The 18,323-nt window shown below is 70.3% G+C and carries 17 protein-coding genes and 2 pseudogenes; 17 read left to right on the forward strand and 2 right to left on the reverse strand.

Annotation, left to right across the window (positions count from 1 at the left end; genetic code table 11):
- The first annotated feature begins 75 nt into the window (after positions 1 to 75).
- From ACLEQD_RS15675 to ACLEQD_RS15690, 4 genes and pseudogenes are all read left to right on the forward strand, one after another.
- Positions 76 to 1,284: a hypothetical protein gene (locus tag ACLEQD_RS15675; RefSeq protein ID WP_410384858.1), complete on the forward strand. Its 1,209-nt coding sequence runs from the start codon at positions 76 to 78 to the stop codon at positions 1,282 to 1,284.
- A pseudogene (gene hemW / locus ACLEQD_RS15680) lies at positions 1,254 to 2,458 on the forward strand (radical SAM family heme chaperone HemW). Before ACLEQD_RS15675 ends, hemW begins: the two are co-directional and overlap by 31 nt.
- Positions 2,459 to 2,487: 29 nt before the next feature.
- Positions 2,488 to 3,309 carry a tetratricopeptide repeat protein gene (locus tag ACLEQD_RS15685; protein ID WP_410384887.1) on the forward strand — a complete coding sequence of 274 codons (822 nt, stop codon included), beginning with the start codon at positions 2,488 to 2,490 and terminating at the stop codon, positions 3,307 to 3,309.
- Between the two features lie 62 nt (positions 3,310 to 3,371).
- Positions 3,372 to 4,922: a DUF4388 domain-containing protein gene (locus ACLEQD_RS15690; protein WP_410384860.1), complete on the forward strand. Its 1,551-nt coding sequence runs from the start codon at positions 3,372 to 3,374 to the stop codon at positions 4,920 to 4,922.
- A 29-nt stretch (positions 4,923 to 4,951) separates the two neighbouring features.
- On the opposite strand, the gene ACLEQD_RS15695 is transcribed toward ACLEQD_RS15690, so the two are convergent.
- The gene (locus ACLEQD_RS15695) at positions 4,952 to 5,623 is read right to left on the reverse strand and encodes a hypothetical protein (protein ID WP_410384861.1); all 672 of its coding nucleotides are present in this window, start codon (positions 5,621 to 5,623) and stop codon (positions 4,952 to 4,954) included.
- 228 nt (positions 5,624 to 5,851) lie between these two features.
- Between ACLEQD_RS15695 and ACLEQD_RS15700 the strand changes: the two genes are divergently transcribed.
- From ACLEQD_RS15700 to ACLEQD_RS15725, 6 genes are read left to right on the forward strand one after another with little or no spacing between them, the layout of a single operon-like run.
- Positions 5,852 to 6,622 (forward strand): TadE/TadG family type IV pilus assembly protein, encoded by a 771-nt coding sequence (locus ACLEQD_RS15700; protein ID WP_410384863.1) that lies wholly within the window; start codon positions 5,852 to 5,854, stop codon positions 6,620 to 6,622.
- Positions 6,619 to 8,157 (forward strand): hypothetical protein, encoded by a 1,539-nt coding sequence (locus ACLEQD_RS15705; protein WP_410384865.1) that lies wholly within the window; start codon positions 6,619 to 6,621, stop codon positions 8,155 to 8,157. Before ACLEQD_RS15700 ends, ACLEQD_RS15705 begins: the two co-directional genes overlap by 4 nt.
- The gene (locus ACLEQD_RS15710) at positions 8,154 to 9,233 is read left to right on the forward strand and encodes a hypothetical protein (protein ID WP_410384867.1); all 1,080 of its coding nucleotides are present in this window, start codon (positions 8,154 to 8,156) and stop codon (positions 9,231 to 9,233) included. The genes ACLEQD_RS15705 and ACLEQD_RS15710 overlap by 4 nt, the downstream gene beginning before the upstream one ends.
- On the forward strand, positions 9,227 to 10,090 hold the full coding sequence (locus tag ACLEQD_RS15715) for a hypothetical protein (RefSeq protein WP_410384868.1): 864 nt from the start codon (positions 9,227 to 9,229) through the stop codon (positions 10,088 to 10,090). The genes ACLEQD_RS15710 and ACLEQD_RS15715 overlap by 7 nt, the downstream gene beginning before the upstream one ends.
- Before the next feature lie 23 nt (positions 10,091 to 10,113).
- Positions 10,114 to 10,386 (forward strand): hypothetical protein, encoded by a 273-nt coding sequence (locus ACLEQD_RS15720; protein ID WP_410384869.1) that lies wholly within the window; start codon positions 10,114 to 10,116, stop codon positions 10,384 to 10,386.
- Positions 10,379 to 10,564 (forward strand): hypothetical protein, encoded by a 186-nt coding sequence (locus tag ACLEQD_RS15725; protein ID WP_410384871.1) that lies wholly within the window; start codon positions 10,379 to 10,381, stop codon positions 10,562 to 10,564. Before ACLEQD_RS15720 ends, ACLEQD_RS15725 begins: the two co-directional genes overlap by 8 nt.
- A 34-nt stretch (positions 10,565 to 10,598) precedes the next feature.
- Here ACLEQD_RS15725 and ACLEQD_RS15730 read toward each other — a convergent pair whose 3' ends face one another.
- A complete protein-coding gene (locus ACLEQD_RS15730; RefSeq protein WP_410384873.1) occupies positions 10,599 to 11,798 on the reverse strand; it encodes an ABC transporter substrate-binding protein in 1,200 nt (399 codons plus the stop codon).
- A gap of 167 nt (positions 11,799 to 11,965) precedes the next feature.
- Between ACLEQD_RS15730 and ACLEQD_RS15735 the strand changes: the two genes are divergently transcribed.
- From ACLEQD_RS15735 to sufT, 7 genes and pseudogenes are all read left to right on the forward strand, one after another.
- Positions 11,966 to 12,463 carry an SUF system Fe-S cluster assembly regulator gene (locus ACLEQD_RS15735; RefSeq protein WP_410384875.1) on the forward strand — a complete coding sequence of 166 codons (498 nt, stop codon included), beginning with the start codon at positions 11,966 to 11,968 and terminating at the stop codon, positions 12,461 to 12,463.
- Entirely contained in the window at positions 12,460 to 13,899 is a 1,440-nt protein-coding gene (gene sufB, locus ACLEQD_RS15740) for a Fe-S cluster assembly protein SufB (RefSeq protein ID WP_410384877.1), read from the forward strand. The genes ACLEQD_RS15735 and sufB overlap by 4 nt, the downstream gene beginning before the upstream one ends.
- Entirely contained in the window at positions 13,899 to 14,687 is a 789-nt protein-coding gene (gene sufC / locus ACLEQD_RS15745; protein ID WP_410384879.1) for a Fe-S cluster assembly ATPase SufC, read from the forward strand. Before sufB ends, sufC begins: the two co-directional genes overlap by 1 nt.
- Positions 14,684 to 15,993: pseudogene (gene sufD / locus ACLEQD_RS15750) on the forward strand (Fe-S cluster assembly protein SufD). Before sufC ends, sufD begins: the two are co-directional and overlap by 4 nt.
- Positions 15,990 to 17,219: a SufS family cysteine desulfurase gene (locus ACLEQD_RS15755; RefSeq protein WP_410384881.1), complete on the forward strand. Its 1,230-nt coding sequence runs from the start codon at positions 15,990 to 15,992 to the stop codon at positions 17,217 to 17,219. Before sufD ends, ACLEQD_RS15755 begins: the two are co-directional and overlap by 4 nt.
- On the forward strand, positions 17,216 to 17,668 hold the full coding sequence (gene sufU, locus ACLEQD_RS15760) for a Fe-S cluster assembly sulfur transfer protein SufU (RefSeq protein WP_410384883.1): 453 nt from the start codon (positions 17,216 to 17,218) through the stop codon (positions 17,666 to 17,668). The genes ACLEQD_RS15755 and sufU overlap by 4 nt, the downstream gene beginning before the upstream one ends.
- Positions 17,669 to 17,677: 9 nt before the next feature.
- Positions 17,678 to 18,229: a putative Fe-S cluster assembly protein SufT gene (gene sufT / locus ACLEQD_RS15765; RefSeq protein WP_410384885.1), complete on the forward strand. Its 552-nt coding sequence runs from the start codon at positions 17,678 to 17,680 to the stop codon at positions 18,227 to 18,229.
- The last annotated feature ends 94 nt before the right edge of the window (positions 18,230 to 18,323 follow it).

Genomic DNA, 18,323 nt, shown 5'->3' on the forward strand with positions numbered 1-18,323 from the left:
ATGGCCGGAGTCGGGAGCTGCCTCGCTGGCGCGAGTGCTGGAGCGCGGAGTCGAGCAGGTCTCGCTGCGCGACCGATGGAGTCGGACGCGGCGGCGCTCGGCGAGGCGGTGCACGAGGCCGAGGGCCGGGTGCACGCGGCCGAGGCGAAGGTGACGGCGCTGGAGGCCCAGCTGGCGGAGCTCACCGCCCAGGCCACGGCCGTGCGGGAAGAGCACCAGCAGCAGCTGGCCGCCGTGGAGCGCAAGCTCGCCACCACGCAGGCGGAGCGCGTGGGCTACTCCGCGCGCGTGTCCATGCTGGAGACGGCCTCGGGTCAGCGGGAGGCGGAGCTGCAGCGCCAGCAGGCCCTGGTCGCCAAGGCCCAGGAGGAGCTGGCGCTGGAGCGCGCCCGCCGCGAGGCGGTGGAAGCCGAGGCCGCGGACGCGCGGGTGGCCATCGCCGAGGCCGAGGGCCGCGCCGAGGCGCTGAGCTCCGGACATGAAGGTCAGCGCGAGGAGCTGGCCGCGCTCAACGAGCAGCTGGAGGCCGCCCGCGCGGAAGCGGACAAGGTGGACCGGCTCCAGCAGCGCGTGAAGATGGTGGAGGGCGCGCTGGAGGCCTCCGAGGCCAAGCGGCGCATCGCCGAGGCCCAGGCGGCCCGCGTGAAGGACCTGGACGCCGCGAAGGCCACGCTTGAAGCGAAGCTCGCGCAGGCCAGCGCCACGCTCCAGTCGGAGCAGGAGGCGAAGGCCGCGCTCGAAGCGAAGCTCGCGCAGGCCAGCGCCACGCTCCAGTCGGAGCAGGACGTCAGGGAGTCGCTGGAAGCGAAGCTCGCGCAGGCCGACGTCACGCTCCTGGAGGAGCAGGGTGTGAAGGCGGCGCTGGAGGCGCAGCTCGAGGAGGCTCGCGCCGCGCTCGAAGCGGAGCAGGCGGAGCGGGCCGCGCTGGAGGCGAAGGTCGCGGATCCGCCGTGCAGGCCGGGGATGCGGCGCAGGCCGCGCTGGAGGCGAAGCTCGCCCAGGCGCAGGCCTCGCTCAAGGCCGAGCAGGCGGCCCGCCAGGCGCTCGAAGCGAAGCTCGCGGCGGCCCTGCTTCGGGCGCGGGTGCGCCCGCGGACGTGGTCGCCGAACGCGACCAGCTCAAGGCGGACGTGGCCTCCATGAAGCGCAAGCTGATGGCGGCCGAGGCAGCGCTCGAGTCGGCCGCCAGCACCAAGGCGAAGGTGGCGCGGCTGGAAGCGCAATTGAAGGCCCTGAAGTAGAGGTTGGACCTCCATGTCCTTCGCCGCGCCCACGGACCCGTTGACGGGCATGCAGGCGGCCCGCTTCGGGCTCTACCTGCACTTCCCCTATTGCCTGGCCAAGTGCCCCTACTGCGACTTCGCGGTGGCGGTGGCGCGCCAGGTGCCGGAGGAGCGCTACGCCAACGCGGTGCTGGCGGAGCTGGACGTGCGGCTCGCCGCGGACCCGTCGCTGCGCACGAAGCCGCTGGAGTCCCTCTTCCTGGGCGGCGGCACGCCGTCCCTGTGGCACCCCCGCTACGTGGCGCGCGTGCTGGAGGGCATCGCCGCGCGCCTGTCGCTCGCCCCCGGCCTGGAGGTGTCGCTGGAGGGCAACCCGGAGCGCGCGGACGCGGAGCGCTTCGCCGGCTACCGCGCCGCGGGCATCAACCGCCTGTCGCTGGGCGTGCAGTCCTTCCAGCCGGAGACGCTGAAGGCGCTGGGCCGCGCGCACGACGCGGCATGGTGGAGGGCGCGGTGGCGGCGGCGCGCGAGGCGGGCTTCCCCGTGGTGGCGCTGGACTTCATCTACGGCGTGCACGGCCAGACGCTCGCGCAGGTGGAGGCGGACGCGCGCCGCGCGGTGGCGCTGGAGCCGGAGCACCTGTCCACCTACGCGCTGACGGTGGAGCGCGAGGTGCTGGCGGAGTCCACGCCGCTGTCCAAGCAGCTGGAGCGCGGCGAGCTCTGCCTGCCGGAGGACGATGACGTGGTGGCCATGGCCCGCATGGTGCGCGACGTGTACGGCGCCCACGGCCTCACCCGCTACGAGGTGTCCAACCACGCGCGCGAAGGCCTCAGCTCCCGGCACAACGCGCTGTACTGGACCGGCGGCGAGTACCTGGCGCTGGGCGTGGGCGCCACCGGCATGCTGCTGTCCCCGGAAGCCCACCGCTACGTGAACCTCCGGAGCCCGGAGGTCTACCTGCGCACGGTGGAGGAGGGGAGGCTCCCGGAGGCCAGCCGCGAGGCCCTGGGCCCCGAGGAGCTCTTCGCCGAGCGGCTGAGCATGGGCCTGCGCCTGGTGTCGGGGGTGGACTGGGAGGCCGTCTGTGAGCGATACGGCCAGCCCGTGGAGCCCCGGCGCGCGGAAGTGGAGCGGCTGGTGGCCCACGGCTTCGCCACACGCCACGGCCGCAGGCTGGCCCTGACGGAGCGGGGGGCGGACGTGCACAGCGCCATCTGCGCGCGGCTGCTGTAGCCGTTTCCAGGAAGGACGAGTCGACCGTGCTGACCAAGTGGTTCTTGTGGATGGGCCTCACGATGCTGACGGGCAGCCCGCTGCTGTCGTTGGTGTTGCTGGCCGGGCTGATGTTCGCGGCGGACCGCTTCACCCTCCAGCTGTTCCCCAGCCCCATGCGCGCCTTCAAGCGCTGGCAGCGCGCGGGCGAGCTCGCGGGCACCATCCTGACCAACACCCACGACCGCCGCGCCCGCGCGGAGCTGGCGGACATCCGCGTGGGCCAGAAGCGCTACCAGGAGGCGGTGGACCTCCTGCGCCCCAACCTGGACGCGGGCGACGACGACGTGGACACCCTCTACCTGCTGGGCGTGGCCTACCTGGGCGCGGGCGACGCCCCCCGGGGAGAATTGCTGCTCACCGAGGCCGAGCGCCTGGACGCCGACTACCGGCAGGGCTCCATCGACCTGGAGCGCGGCCGCTTCCGCCTCCAGCGCGGCGAGCTGAAGGGCGCGCAGGAGGCCCTGGAGCGCTTCCTCCAGGTGCGCCAGGGCTCCGTGGAGGGCCGCGTGCTCCTGTCCCGCGTGCTGGACAGGCAGGGGCTGGACGTGGAGGCGAAGGAGGCCCGCGACGCCGCCTGGCGCGAGTACGCCCTCGCCCCCCGCTTCCAGAAGCGCCGCGACCGCTGGTGGGCCTGGCGGGCGCGCCCGTCCCGCCCGCTCACGTACGCCGCCGTGGCCCTGGTGATGATGGGCGTGGGGGCGTACCTGACCCGCTACCTGCCCACGCACGACACGGCCCCGGGCCCCTACGGCTCCTACTATGATGACCCCTACGCTGCGGACGACCTGGGCGGCGACGACGCGGAGTAGTCCGCGCGGCGCCCACCCCTGACGGCCTCCGCCAGGCGAGAAGGGTGCCAGGCTCTCCGCGCATGTTCCCCCCTCCGTCCCAGGTGCTGCGCCAGCGCGAGGGCATGCTGGCGGACACGCCCTTCCCGCTGCTCTTGCACGCGCTGATGGTGGAGGAGCGCACCTGCACGCTGGAGCTCAAGGTGCGCCAGCGCGAGAAGCGCATCACCTTCGAGGACGGCGCGCCGGTGGCGTGCCACTCCAACCTCCTGCACGAGACGCTGGGCAAGTACCTGGTGGAGAAGGGCCGCCTGTCGGAGGCGGACTACCAGAAGGCCCTGGCGGAGAGCGTGTCCTCGGGCCTGCAGCTGGGCGCGCTGCTCGTGCAGAAGGGGCTCATCAGCCCCTTCGACCTCTACAAGCAGCTCCAGGCGAACCTGGCGCACAAGCTGCTGGACTGCTTCCGCTGGACGGACGCGAAGTACCGCCTCATCGCGGACGTGGAGACCCCGGACGCCACCGTGCGCGCCAACACCGCGCAGCTCATCCTCACCGGCGTCTCCACGCAGCTGCCCTTCGACACCGTCGCCACGCACTTCACCTTCACCGACGAGCGCCGCTTCGGACAGATGCCCGGCGTGGAGTCCGCCCCCAAGCTGTCCTCCAAGGACGCGCGCCTGTTCCAGGCCCTGCGCCAGCGGCCCACCTTCAACGAACTGCTGGAGCGCACCGGCTTCGACATGGACGCCGTGCTGCGCCGGCTCTACGCGCTGTGCCTGCTGGGCGTGGCGGGCTTCGCGGAGGACGTGGACGCGCGCACCCAGGCGCTGGCCCAGCAGGCCCCCGCCGTTCCCGCGCACGTGCCGGAGCCCCTCCCCACGCCGGTGCCCGTGCCGTCGCAGGCCCCCTCGGGCACGCCCTTCGCGGACGAGGACGAGGCCGCGCGCAACGCGCTGGTGGGCGCGTTCCTCAACCACCGCGGCCTGGATCCGTTCGCGCTGCTGGACGTGCCGGAGGACGTGCAGCCGGTGGCGCTGCGCAAGGCGTTCCTCGCCGCCGCGGACCGCTTCGCCCCCTTGCGCTTCCACACCGCGGAGCTGAAGGAGAAGGCGGAAGGGATGCTGGCCGCGTACGCGCGGGCCTACGGCGCGCTGTCGGAGCCGGAGCAGAACACGCTGTGGAAGAAGCGCCGGCAGGCCCAGCGGGAGAAGGCGCGCAGCAGCACCGGCCGGCCCTCCACCGCGGAGCAGTTCCGCATCCGCACGGACCTCTTGGACGCCACCACCCAGTTCGACGAGGGCAAGCGGCGCCTGGAGGCGCGCAACTTCGCGGGCGCCTTCGAGTACTTCGAATACGCCTGCGACATCGACCCGCGGCCGCTGCACCAGGCCCACCGCGCCTGGGCGCGCTACCTCATGAAGCCGGAGGCGCACGGCCGGCTCGTGCTCCAGGAGCTCCAGGAGCTGGTGCGCCAGGAGCCCGGCCTGGAGGAGGGCTGGGCCTTCCTGGGCGACGTGGCCCGCGGCGAGGGCCAGTGGGCGCTCGCGGAGGACGCCCTGCGCAAGGCCTTCAAGTTGAACCCCCAGCAGCGCCGCTACGTGGCGCTCATCCAGGAGATCGCCCGGCGGAGGTGAGGCCCCGCCGGGCGCGAACGGCGGGACGGCTACAGCGCCTTCAGGGCGGCGCGGTCGGAGGCGGACAGCCCCTCGCCGTTGGTCAGGTGGGTGATGGCCAGCTGGATGGGCGTGACGTCGTCGACCGTCAGCTGCTTGCCCTCCAGCAGCGAGTACAGCTCCTGGAAGCCCTCGTACCCGATGACGGGGCCCAGGGCATAGTCGTCGTTGATGCCGCTGGTCGCGCGGTCCTGGTTGGCGCAGTACAGGAACAGGGGCGCGAAGTAGCGCTCGCCCGGCGGCACTTCAATGCTGACCCGCTGCGCCAGCAGCCCGTTCTGGATGCTCCCGTCCTTGGAGACGACGATGAGGCCGGGGGGCAGCGTGACCGTGACGACGCCGCCGGTGGTGTTGCGGAAGATGAGGCACAGGGCCACGGCGCCGCCGCTGCCCTTCGCCTCCTTCTTGAACTTGTCGTCGCAGTCCACCGGGTCCTCGACGTTGTAGCTCTTGATGGGCGACTCGAGCGTGATGCCCGCCGGCAGCGTGAAGGGCGTGCCCTCCGGCTGCGCCTTGGACGTCCCCACGCCCGGACCGGCGGACGCCGTGGGCGTGCTGCCGCCGTCAGGACCGCCGCCGTCGTCGCCATCGTCCTTGCAGGCCGCCAGCAACGCCACCGCCAGCACCACGCCCAGTCGCTTCGCCACGTGCCAGTTCATCATTCGCCTCCATGCGCCTTTGCGGCGGATGGCCGTGCCAACCATGGGCGGCGCACAGCGTCAAGCACCCTGGAGCCCGGAGCCCCCGATAATGTCCGCAAGCCCGGAGGCCAGGCTCTCGGTCCCGGCCACTTGGCGGATTCCCGCCGGGCCGTCTCCTGGCGTTAAGGTAGCGGCACAATGGGTCGGGAAGGCTCCCACCTTGGGGTATCTTCAGTACAGGGGCGAAGCATGAGGCGCGGCGGCGAATCAGGCCAGGTGGCGGTGGAGACGGCCATCGTCTTGCCCCTGTTCGTGTTCATGCTGCTGGGCATCCTCCAACTGGGGCTGATGCACCAGGCCCGGCTCCTCACGAAGTACGCGGCCTACAAGGCCGTGCGCGCCGGCTCCATCCACAACGCGGACATCCCCACCATGGAGAAGGCGGCCCTGGCGGTGCTGCTGCCCATGGTGAGCACGGCCGCCAGCGGGGGCGCGGAGATCATCAAGCCCATCACCAGCGCCAGCGACTTCCGCTCCAAGTTCGAGTCCGGCGACATCGGCAAGAACAAGATGAGCGACGCCTCCGGCCTGAAGTTCGCGGAGGTCACCATCTGCAACCCCCTCAAGGGGGACCTGGGCTCCGGCTCCCACTCCAACAAGGAGATGGACTTCGATGATCCGAAGGTCGCCTCCGGCGAGGGCGGCTGGGCGGACAGCCTGCGCACCAAGCTGAGCGTGCAGGTGACGTTCAACTACCGCCTGCCCATCCCGTTCGCGGACGTCGTCATCTACAACATCGCGCGCGGCCGTGACCTGCCGTACGTGCTGCGGCTGGGCAAGGACTCGGACCGGGACGAGTTCATCGTCAAGAAGATGTCCAAGTACGACTCCGCCGCGGACAACAAGCTCTACATCCTGCCCATCCGCGCCACGTACATCATGCGGATGCACTCCAACCTCTACCTCACCCAGAAGGAACTTCCGGAGGAGAACGAATGCATCTTCCCGTTCGAACCGTGAGGTCCGCCTCCCGGCCAAGGCGTCAGCGGGGCCAGGCCCTGGTGCTCGCGTGCCTGTCGTTCCTCTTGCTCGCGCTGATGACGACGCTGAGCTTCAACCTCAGCCACGCCCTGCGGGAGAAGATGAGCCTGCAGCAGCACAGCGACGCGCTCGCGTACTCCATGGGCGTCGTGGAGGCGAGAGCGTTCAACTACTACGCGGCCAGCAACCGGGCCATCGCGTCCACCTACGTGGGCATGACGTCCGCGCACGGCTACATGGCCGCGGCCAGCGCCACCGGCGACATGATGCGCGCCGGGCAGATGAGCTTCTTCATCATCGCCGCCCTGGAGGTGGCGCAGTGCCCGCCCTACAACTTCCAGCACTGCTTCGACGCGCTGGAAGCGGTGATGATCGCCATGGACTACAGCTCCAAGGCCAGCGAGTACGACCAGAAGGTCCAGGGCGTCGAGTCCGCCTTCAACAAGGTCATCCAGGAGCTGGACCGCATGGCGAACCAGATCCATGCCTCCCAGCAGTCGGTGCACCGGGCCACCAAGAACGCGCTGCGCGACGGCCAGTCCGCGGACCTGTCCCAGCTGACCGAGAAGAACGTCCCCGGCGCCAGCGAGCTGGAGTCCGGCGTGGGCGGGATGAACGCGGCTGAGTTCGACTGCGCGGTGGACGGGATGAACTGCACGCGCGCCGGCAACTCCAGCAACAAGGCCCGCGCGCAGGTGATGACGGAGATCTCCAACGCGTCCCGTCCCGGCTGGGCGGCCAACCGCAGCCTGCCCGTCATCATGAACGGGCTGCCCACCTACTACAAAAGCGACTTCATCCGGGACCTGCTCAAGGACATCCCCCAGGAAGGCACCCACATGGTGGTGGGCCACAAGGGGACGGCGAAGGTCGCCCAGACCAAGAGCAACATCCACGGCCCCGGCCAGGTCACCGGCAACGAGGGCAAGGTCGTCGTCGCGGACGAGCACGGCACCCTCATCTCGCAGTGGCGCCACGGCTTCGGCGTGGGCACGTACAAGGCCCTGGTGGAGAGCAGCGAGAACGGCGGCAGCCACGAGCCCTCCGGCGCCCACTCCGGCCAGCACGACATGTTCAAGGGCATCAACACCAAGGACCTGATGGGGTGCTCGGGCAGCGGCAACTGCTTCATGAAGTTCCGCGCCAGCGACGACCCGGACCGGGACTGGGGCCAGCCGCGCGTCTACAGCTACGTCACCAAGCAGTTCTTCGTGGGTGGCGGCAAGGAGGCGCCCTGGGAGCTCAACAGCTCCGGCTCCTTCACGCTCACCCACGGCGCCCAGGGTGACGGGCAGCTGCGGCTGGCGCCCGGCGAGGGCGCGGCGCTCTCCAAGGCGCTCGTCTACTACCACCGCCTGGGCCCCAACGGCTGGAAGGAGGCCCCGGGCCTCTTCAACCCGTACTGGCGCGTGAAGCTCCACCCGTTCTCCGCGCAGGAGGCCTCGCAGGTGCTCAACCGCGCGGGCAACTCGGACGCCGCCGACCTCGCGGGCGCCAAGGACCTGGCCCTATGAGCCCCTTCGCTTCGTCGCGCCGCGTGCGCCGCGGCGCCGCCTCCGTGGAGATGGCGCTCTCCATGATCGCGCTCATCCCCATCTTCATGTACGCGCTCTTCCTGGACGACCTCCTGCGCTACACGCTGGACAACCAGGAGGCCGCGGTGACGACCATCTGGGACTTCACCACGCAGGACTACACGAAGGGGCTCAAGCCGGGCGGCGGCGGCGGCAAGGGCCCCCAGGGCGGCAACTCCAACGTGCAGCACAACGCCCGCCTCACGTACTGCGACCACGAGGCCGGCATCGACCGGCCGGACGTCATGTCCGGCAGCAACTACGCGGACTGCGAGGACACGGACCACCACACGGCGCTCGTCGCCCACGTCTGCTGGATGAACGACAACGCCCAGCAGGTGACGTGCACCGCGCCGGACACGGGCGCCGCGAAGCTGGGCGGCCTGGCGGACGACTACCAGGACGAGTTCACCAACGGCGGCTACATCGTCTGCGAGGCCCGCGCCGTGGTGGAGAACTACCTGCTGCCCGAACAGTTCCTGCCGGAGTTCAGCAAGGAGAAGCTGAGCAAGGAGAACTGGAAGAAGGAAGGCGTGGCGAAGGTCCACGACAACGCCGAGGCGGGCATCGGCGGTGAGGAGGGCAACGCCTACTTCCTCAAGAGGGAGCGCATGAGCATCCTCACCGACACCTGGGCGCTCACCCAGGACGCGGACATCTCCCCCTCCGACTCCAGCGGGGAGATGTACGACCGCATGAAGAACACGTACACGAACGTCGCCCCGTACAACCTCATGCGCAGCCAGATGATGGACTTCCGGCAGAAGATCACGGAGGACCTGCTGGACGGCACCATGCTCTACATGTTCGAGGACTCGCCCTCGGACCCGTACATCTCCATCCACCCGCACCTGGCCAACATGCAGACCCCGGCCAACACCGTGGACCAGGAGGGCAGCACCCGCTACTTCAACCAGGAGTGGCGCGACTGGGACCAGGACAAGAACCAGAACACGTACAAGCACGGCGAACGCGGTGACTGGTACATGGGGTGCAAGGACGCGGAGTCGTGCTGAAGTCGCTGGCCACGCACCCCGCCTTCCGCACCGCCGCGGTGCTGGTGTCGGTGGCGGTGGCGGGCACGCTCATCGGGATGGGCTGGGAGGAGGCGCGCTACGGCGGCACCCGCACGGAGCTGGAGCGGGCGGAGGCCGCCGCGGACGAACTGGACCAGGAGACGCCGCGCGGCTCGGGGCGCTCGAAGCAGGACGAGGCCATCCTGGCGCGCACGCTGTCGTACTTCCCGCCCTATCCCAACGGCGGCCGTCCGGAGGCGCTGGCCGCGGACTACCTGGGGCCGGGCACGCCCATCGCGGTGTCGTGGTTCGCCACGAAGGACTCGTCGGATGTGGTGCTGAACCACTACCGCCAGTTCCTCCTGGACGAGGGCCTGCCCGTGGTGGGCCTGCGCTTCAACGACAACGCGGGCTACGTGGGCTACTGGGTCCCGAAGGACGACGAGGTCCGGCTGATGTCCACGCTGCGCCAGGGCGATGAGACCATCGTCTTCGTCTCCTCCGCGCGCATGCGCAACTACCTGGAGCGCGCCGCCAGCCGCGTCCCCGCGGGCGTGCCGGTGCCCAGGGGCCTCCAGGACGCGGCGTCCCTGTCCCTCAAGATGGAGGGCGCCACGAACATCACCGTGACGGGCCGGCTGCCCGACACCGCGCTCCCCGACGCCGAGCAGGCCTACGCGGCCCTCCTGCGCGACCAGGGATGGAGCGTGTCCGAGGCCCGCCCGGCGGGCTTCCAGGAAACCGAGCTGACCCTGACGCGCACGGGCCTGCGCGGACAGGCCACCTTGCGGCAACCCGCCGCGCAGCGCGACGTGGAGTTCCACCTGTCGCTGATGCGGGCCCAGGGCGCGCCATGAGTCGCGCGCGTGGAGAGCGAACGATGAGCCGTTTCAAGAAGCAGATCCTGGTCCTGTCCCTGGGCGCGGGCGCGCTGCTGTGGAGCACGCCGGTCCTGGCCGCCTCCAGCTGCGAGCGCCGCTGCGTGGAGGACAAGGTGAAGTTCGAGAAGGTGTGCAAGGAGCGCGCGAAGAACGCGCAGCCCTACTGCACCAAGGTCGCCGGCCAGGCGAAGGACAAGTGCGTGAACCAGTGCCGCAACGGCAAGAGGGGCGGCGGTGGTGACACGCCGACGATGGAGGCCCCCGGTGAGTAGGCGCAGGCGTCTGAAGCAGGCCCTCCAGCGCGGGCAGGCCATGTCGGAGTACGGCGTCATCACGGCGGCGTTCTTCGGCTTCACCGTGCTGAGCTGGCCGTTCCTCATCCAGCTGCTGCGGGCCCTCAACACCTACTTCCAGTCCATCTACTACATCATCCAGTCGCCCATCCCCTGACGTCGGGGACGGGCGGCCGGGACGGGGGGAGCGCTTAAGGCTTCACGGTGGTGACGAACACCGCCTTGCCGCCCTCCACCTTCATCACCACGGCCTGCTTCACCGCGTCGCGGTTGGCGTCCAGGTTGATGGTGCCCGCCACGCCCGGGAAGTCCTTCGTGGCCGCGATGGCGTCGCGCAGCGCGGGCCCGGACGTATCCGGCGCGCGCTTCATCGCGTCCACCAGCAGGCGCGCGGCGTCGTACGCCAGCACCGCCACGCTGTCCGGCACCGCGCCGTAGGCGGCCTTGTACTTCTTGAGGAAGTTCTGGACGACGGGGTCCGGGTTGTCCGGCGAGTAGTGGTTGGAGAAGTAGCTGCCCTCCAGCGCGGAGCCGCCCAGTTCGTACAGCTTGTCGGAGTCCCAGCCGTCACCGCCCAGGAGCGGCACGCGCAGGCCCACCTCGCGCGCCTGCCGCGCGATGATGCCCACGTCCGTGTAGTAGCCCGGGACGAACACCGCCTCCGGCTTCAGGTTCTTGATGGACGTGAGCTGCGCGCGGAAGTCCGTGTCGCCCTTGGAGTAGCTCTCGTTGCCGACGATGGTGCCGCCGAACTCCTGGAACTTCTGGTTGAAGACGTCCGCCAGGCCCACGGAGAAGGCGCTCTTGTTGTCGGTGAGCACCGCCACCTTGTCGAGCCTGAGGTTCTCCCGCGCGAACTTCGCCATCACCAGGCCCTGGAACGGGTCGATGAAGCAGACGCGGAAGATGTAGTCGCCCTTCTTCGTCACCTCCGGGCTGGTGGAGGTGGGCGTAATCATGGGCACCTTGCCCGCCTGCGCCTTGTCCGCCATGGCCATGGACACGGACGACGCGGCCTCACCCAGGAGCGCCACCACCTTGTCCTGCGCGATGAGCCGCGTGGCCGCCTGGGCGCCTTCCTCCGGACGGCCCTGGCTGTCGTAGACGCGCACCACCAGCTTCTGGCCGCGCACGCCGCCCGCCGCGTTGGCCTCCTGCAGCGCCAGGTCGATGCCGTTGCGCGCGGAGATGCCGAAGGTGGCCTCGGAGCCGGTGAGGCTGCCCACCTCGCCAATGAGGATGCTGCCTTCCGGCGGAGGCCCCGGCGGTGCGGCCGTGGCGCCGCTCGCCTGCGTGGCGGGCGCTTGGGCGGGGGCCGGGGCGGACTTCTTCTCACAACCCACCAGGGCCAGGGCCAGCGCGGTGAGCAGGAGGGGGAGGGGACGGCGCATCGGTGGGGCTCCTCGGGCTGCCAAGGGGGGAGACGGACACGGACAGCGGACGGCCCCACCCTAACCCGTTGCCTCCGGATTTGAATGTGGACTGGACAGGTCCACATTACATAAGAGGCCGTCGCGGGCATGGGGCCCGCGGACAACCTTGAGGAGACACCCCCCACATGCTCCGGATGAGCAAGATGACCGACTACGGCATCGTGCTGATGACCGAGCTGGCGCGCGCGGACGGGGAAACCCGCACCACGCGAGAGCTGGCGGCGCGCACGCATGTCGCCCTTCCGTCCGCGAGCAAGGTCCTCAAGGGCCTGTTGCAGGCGGGCCTGGTGGTGTCGCACCGGGGCGCGAACGGCGGCTACGGCCTGTCGCGTCCGGCGGAGGCCATCTCGCTGGCGGAGCTGGTGTCCGCGCTGGAGGGGCCGGTGTCCCTCACGGAGTGTGGCCAGCACCCGGGCAAGCCCGCGGGGCCCTGTGAGCTGGAGGCCGTCTGCCAGGTGCGGGGCCACTGGCGCCTCATCAACCAAGCCATCCAGGAAGCGCTGGGGAAGCTGACGCTCGCGGACCTGCGCGCGCCCGCGCCCCGCATGCCGGAGCGGCTGGTGGGCCTGGGCCTGCCGGCGTCCGCGGCCCTTCCTGCTTCCGTCACGGGAGTCCGCTCATGAGCAGCACCGAAACCATCCAGGAGCTGACGCGCAAGGGCTACCAGGCGGGCTTCGTCACCCAGGTGGAGGCGGACACGCTGCCACCCGGCCTGGACGAGGACGTCATCCGCGTGCTGTCGGCGAAGAAGAACGAGCCGGCCTTCATGCTGGAGTGGCGCCTGAAGGCGTACCGCCACTGGCTCACGCTGAAGGAGCCGACGTGGCAGGCGGTGAAGTACCACCCCATCGACTACCAGGCCATCCGCTACTACTCGGCGCCGAAGCAGAAGCCGAAGAAGGACAGCCTGTCGGAGGTGGACCCGGAAATCCTCCGCACCTACGAGAAGCTGGGCATCCCGCTGGAGGAGCAGAAGCGGCTGCAGAACGTCGCGGTGGACGCCGTCTTCGACTCCGTGTCGGTGGCCACCACGTTCCGGGAGAAGCTCTACAAGGCGGGCGTCATCTTCTGCTCGTTCTCCGAAGCCGTGCGCGAGCACCCGGAGCTGGTGGAGCGCTACCTGGGCACGGTGGTGCCCTTCTCCGACAACTTCTTCGCGGCGCTCAACTCCGCGGTCTTCAGCGACGGTTCGTTCTGCTACGTGCCCAAGGGCGTGAAGTGCCCCATGGAGCTGTCCACGTACTTCCGCATCAACGCGGCGGACACGGGCCAGTTCGAGCGCACGCTGCTCGTGGCGGATGAAGGCGCCTCCGTGAGCTACCTGGAGGGCTGCACCGCGCCCATGCGCGACACCAACCAGCTGCACGCGGCGGTGGTGGAGCTGGTGGCGCTGGACGGCGCGTCCATCAAGTACAGCACGGTGCAGAACTGGTACCCGGGCGACGCGGAAGGCAAGGGCGGCATCTACAACTTCGTCACCAAGCGCGGCATCGCGCACCAGCGCGCCAAGATCTCGTGGACGCAGGTGGAGACGGGCTCGGCCATCACCTGGAAGTACCCCAGCGTCATCCTCAAGGGGGATGACTCGGTGGGCGAGTTCTACTCGGTGGCGCTCACCAACCACCGGCAGCAGGCGGACACGGGCACGAAGATGATCCACATCGGGAAGAACACCCGGTCCACCATCGTGTCCAAGGGCATCTCCGCCGGCCGCGGGCAGAACACGTACCGGGGCCAGGTGAAGATGCTCAAGAGCGCGGCGAACGCACGCAACTACACGCAGTGCGATTCGCTGCTCCTGGGCGACGAGTGCGGCGCCCACACGCTGCCGTACATCGAGGTGAAGAACGCGACCGCGCAGGTGGAGCACGAGGCGTCCACGTCGAAGATTGGCGAGGACCAGCTCTTCTACTGCCGGCAGCGCGGCATCTCGCAGGAGGACGCGGTGTCGATGATCGTGAACGGCTTCTGCCGTCAGGTCTTCAAGGAACTGCCCATGGAGTTCGCCGTGGAGGCGCAGAAGCTCCTGGGCGTGAGTCTGGAAGGGAGCGTGGGGTGATGGCGTCGCTATTGAGCATCCAGGACCTGCACGCCCGCGTGGGCGGCAAGGACATCCTCAAGGGCATCAATCTGGAAGTCGGCGCCGGCGAGGTGCACGCCATCATGGGGCCCAACGGCTCCGGCAAGAGCACGCTCGCGGGCGTGCTGGCGGGGCGTGAGACGTACGAGGTGACGAAGGGCTCCGTGCGCTTCGACGGCAAGGACCTGCTGGGCACGCCGCCGGAGGAGCGCGCGAAGGCGGGCGTGTTCCTGGGGTTCCAGTACCCGGTGGAGATTCCCGGCGTGGGCAACCTGCACTTCCTGCGCACGGCGCTCAACGCGCAGCGCCGCGCGAAGGGCGAGGAGGAGCTGGACGCGATGGACTTCCTCGCGCTGGCCAAGGAGAAGGCGAAGCTCGTGCAGCTGGACGCGGCGTTCATGAACCGCTCCGTGAACGAGGGCTTCTCCGGCGGAGAGAAGAAGCGCAACGAGATCTTCCAGATGGCGGTGCTCCAGCCCCGGCTGGCGCTGCTGGATGAGACGGACTCGGGCCTGGACATCGACGCCCTGCGCATCGTCGCGGGCGGGGTGAACGCGCTGCGCTCGAAGGACCGCGCCTTGGTGGTCATCACCCACTACCAGCGGCTGCTGGACTACATCGTGCCGGACCACGTGCACGTGATGGCGGCGGGCCGCATCGTGCGCTCGGGCGGACGCGAGCTGGCGCTGGAGCTGGAGGAGAAGGGCTACGGCTGGATTGGCGGGGAGGGCGGCGCGGCCGGCAAGGCGAAGGAGGCCCGGCCATGAGCGCGTCCCACTACGCGGAGGTGGCCCGGGCCTTCCAGGCGCGCGGCGATGCGCCCGCGTGGCTCCAGGCGTTTCGGGAGCAGGGCCTGAGCCAGTTCCAGGCGCGCGGCCTGCCCACGTCCAAGGACGAGGAGTGGAAGTACACGCCCGTCGCCACGCTGTCGTCGCATCCCTTCCAGCCCGTGCGGGACGTGTCCGCGGGCGAGGACGTGGCCCAGGCGGTGGCGCGGCTGGCGCTGCCCGGTCCGCGGCTCGTGTTCGTGGACGGGAGCTTCGTGCCGGCGCTGTCGGTGCTCACCGGCCTGCCGCGCGGCGTGGTGCTCAAGCCGCTGTCGCAGGCGCTGCGTGAAGACGGCGCGCTGTTGCAGGAGACGCTGGGCCAGCTCTCCCGGCCGTCCGCGCATGCCTTCACGTCGCTCAACGCGGCGCTGCTGGAGGAGGGCGCGCTGCTCACGTTGGCGCCCCGGGCCTTGAGCGAGGTGCCGGTGCAGTTGCTGTTCCTCGCGCGCGGCGGCGACGGGCCGGTGCTGGCCAGCCCGCGCATCGTCGTGGTGGCGGGCGAGGGCAGCGAGGCCACGCTGGTGGAGACGTACGCGGGGCTGGGCACGGGGGCGACGTTCACCAACGCGGTGACGGAGGTGTCGCTGGGCGACAACGCCAGCCTGCGCCACTTCAAGCTCCAGGCGGAGGGTGACACCGCGGTGCACCTGGGCGGGCTGTACTCGCGGCAGGGCGCGACAGCCGCTTCCAGTCGCACGCGTTCTCGTTCGGCGGGCTGCTTGCTCGCAACGAAGTGCACGCGGCCTTCGCGGGCGAGGGCGGCGAGTGCGTGCTCAACGGCCTGTTCGTGGGCCGGGGCACGCAGCACCTGGACAACCGCACGGACCTGGACCACGCGGTGCCGCACTGCTCCAGCCGCGAGCTCTACAAGGGCGTGCTGGATGACCGCGCGCGCGGCACCTTCCACGGGAGGATCCGCGTGCGCGAGGACGCGCAGAAGACGGACGCGAGCCAGACGAGCCGCAACCTGCTGCTCTCCGAGGGCGCGCAGGTGGACGCCCGGCCGCAGCTCGAAATCTTCGCGGACGACGTGAAGTGCGCCCACGGCACGGCGGTGGGCCGGCTGGATGACAACGCGCTGTTCTACCTGCGCTCGCGCGGCATCCCGAAGGTGGAGGCGGAGCGGATGCTGACGCAGGCGTTCGCGAGCGAGCTGGTGCGCGCGGTGCCGGAGGGTCCGGTGCGCGCGCGCGTGGAGGAGTTGCTCGCGGGAAAGCTGCCGGGTTCGGCGGAGGTGATGGGATGAGCGGGCCTGGATTCGACCTCGCGCGGGTGCGCGCGGACTTCCCCATCCTGCGGCAGGAGGTGCGGGGCCGGCCGCTGGTGTACCTGGACAGCGCCGCCACGGGGCAGAAGCCGCAGGCGATGCTGGACGCGCTGACGCGCTACTACACGCACGACAACGCCAACGTGCACCGCGGCGTGCACATCCTCTCCGAGCGCGCCACCCAGGCCTTCGAGGACGCGCGCGAGACGGTGCGCCGCTTCATCCACGCCAGGGACGTGCGCGAGGTCATCTTCGTGCGCGGCACCACGGAGGCCATCAACCTGGTGGCCGCCACCTACGGCCGCAAGCACGTGGGCCCGGGCGATGAGGTGCTCATCTCCGCCATGGAGCACCACTCCAACATCGTGCCCTGGCAGATGGTGTGCGACGCGGCGGGCGCGAAGCTGCGCGTGATTCCGGTGGATGACCGCGGTGAGCTGCGCATGGACACCGTGGACGCGCTGCTCACGGAGAAGACGCGCCTGCTGGCGATTACGCACGTGTCCAACGCGCTGGGCTCCGTGAACCCCATCAAGGAGCTGGTGGCGAAGGCGCACGCGAAGAACATCCCGGTGCTGGTGGACGGGGCGCAGTCGGTGACGCACTTCCCGGTGGACGTGCAGGACCTGGGCTGTGACTTCTACGCCTTCAGCGGGCACAAGCTCTTCGGGCCCACGGGCATCGGCGTGCTGTACGGGAAGCTGGCCATGCTGGAGTCGCTGCCGCCGTACCAGGGCGGCGGGGACATGATCCTCTCCGTGACGATGGAGAAGACCGTCTACAACCGCGTGCCGCACCGCTTCGAGGCGGGCACGCCGGACATGGCGGGCGCGGTGGGGCTGGCCGCGGCCATCCGCTACCTGGAGGCCGTGGGCATGCAGAACGTGTCCCAGCACGACCAGTGGCTGCTCGCGTACGCGACGGACGCGCTCCAGTCCGTGCCGGGCCTCAAGCTGGTGGGCACGGCGCCGCGCAAGACGGGCGTGCTGTCCTTCACGCTGGAGGACGTCCACCCGCACGACGTGGGCACCATCCTGGACCAGGAGGGCATCTGCATCCGCACCGGGCACCACTGCGCCCAGCCGCTGATGCAGCGCTTCGGGGTGGCGGCCACGGCCCGGGCGTCGCTGGCGCTCTACAACACGCGCGAGGACGTGGACGCGCTGGTGAAGGGCCTGCACAAGGTGAAGGAGGTGTTCGCGTGAGTTCCGACCTCAAGGACCTGTACCAGGAGGTGGTGCTGGAGCACTCCAAGCGCCCGCGCAACTTCCGGGTGGTGGAGGGCGCCACCTGCGCGGCGGAGGGCTACAACCCGCTGTGCGGCGACCAGCTCTCCGTGACGCTCAAGCTGGAGGACGGCGTCATCCGCGACATCGGCTTCCAGGGCCAGGGCTGCGCCATCTCCAAGGCGTCCGCGTCGCTGATGACGGGCGCGGTGAAGGACAAGACGCGCGAGGAGGCGCAGGCCCTCTTCGAGCGCGTGCACACGCTGGTGACGGAGGGGCCGGACAAGGTGGACGTGGAGTCGCTGGGCAAGCTCGCGGTGCTGTCCGGCGTGAGCGAGTTCCCGGCCCGGGTGAAGTGCGCGAGCCTGGCGTGGCACACGCTGCACGCGGCGCTGGATGGCCGCTCCACCTCGGTGTCGACGGAGTAGGGAGGGGACATGCGAGGCGCGATGACGGTCATCGAGCGCGACGTGGACGCGATGCTCATCCCCAGCGGGGACAAGGTGTTGCTGCCGGCGGGCTCGGAGTTGACGGTGGTGCAGACGCTGGGCGGCAACGTCACGGTGCAGGACCCGTACGGCCAGCTGTTCCGCATCGACGAGAAGAACGCGGACGCGCTGGGCGAGGACTACGCGGCGAAGGCGAAGGCGCCCGCCGGGGACGTCACGCCCGGTGAGTTCAGCGAGGAGCAGGTCTGGGAACAGCTCCGCACGGTCTACGACCCGGAGATCCCGGTGAACATCGTGGAGCTGGGCCTGGTGTACACGTGCAAGGCCACGCCGCTGGAGGAAGGCGGCCAGCGCGTGGACATCGAGATGACGCTCACCGCGCCCGGCTGCGGCATGGGGCAGGTGCTGGTGGAGGACGTGCGCTCCAAGGTGTCCGCGCTGCCCGGCGTGAAGGAGGCCCACGTGGAGCTCGTCTGGGAGCCCCAGTGGGACCAGAGCCGCATGACGGACGTCGCGCGGCTCCAGCTGGGCTGGATGTGAAGTCCCCGGGCCCTGCCTGCTAGGCCAGGGCCTTTCGGCCGCGAGCGACCAGGCCCAGCGTGGCCGCGGCGGCCGAGTCCCCCCGCGAGCCACC

The organism is Corallococcus sp. 4LFB (assembly GCF_046520365.1).
Classification (GTDB): Bacteria; Myxococcota; Myxococcia; order Myxococcales; family Myxococcaceae; genus Corallococcus; species Corallococcus caeni.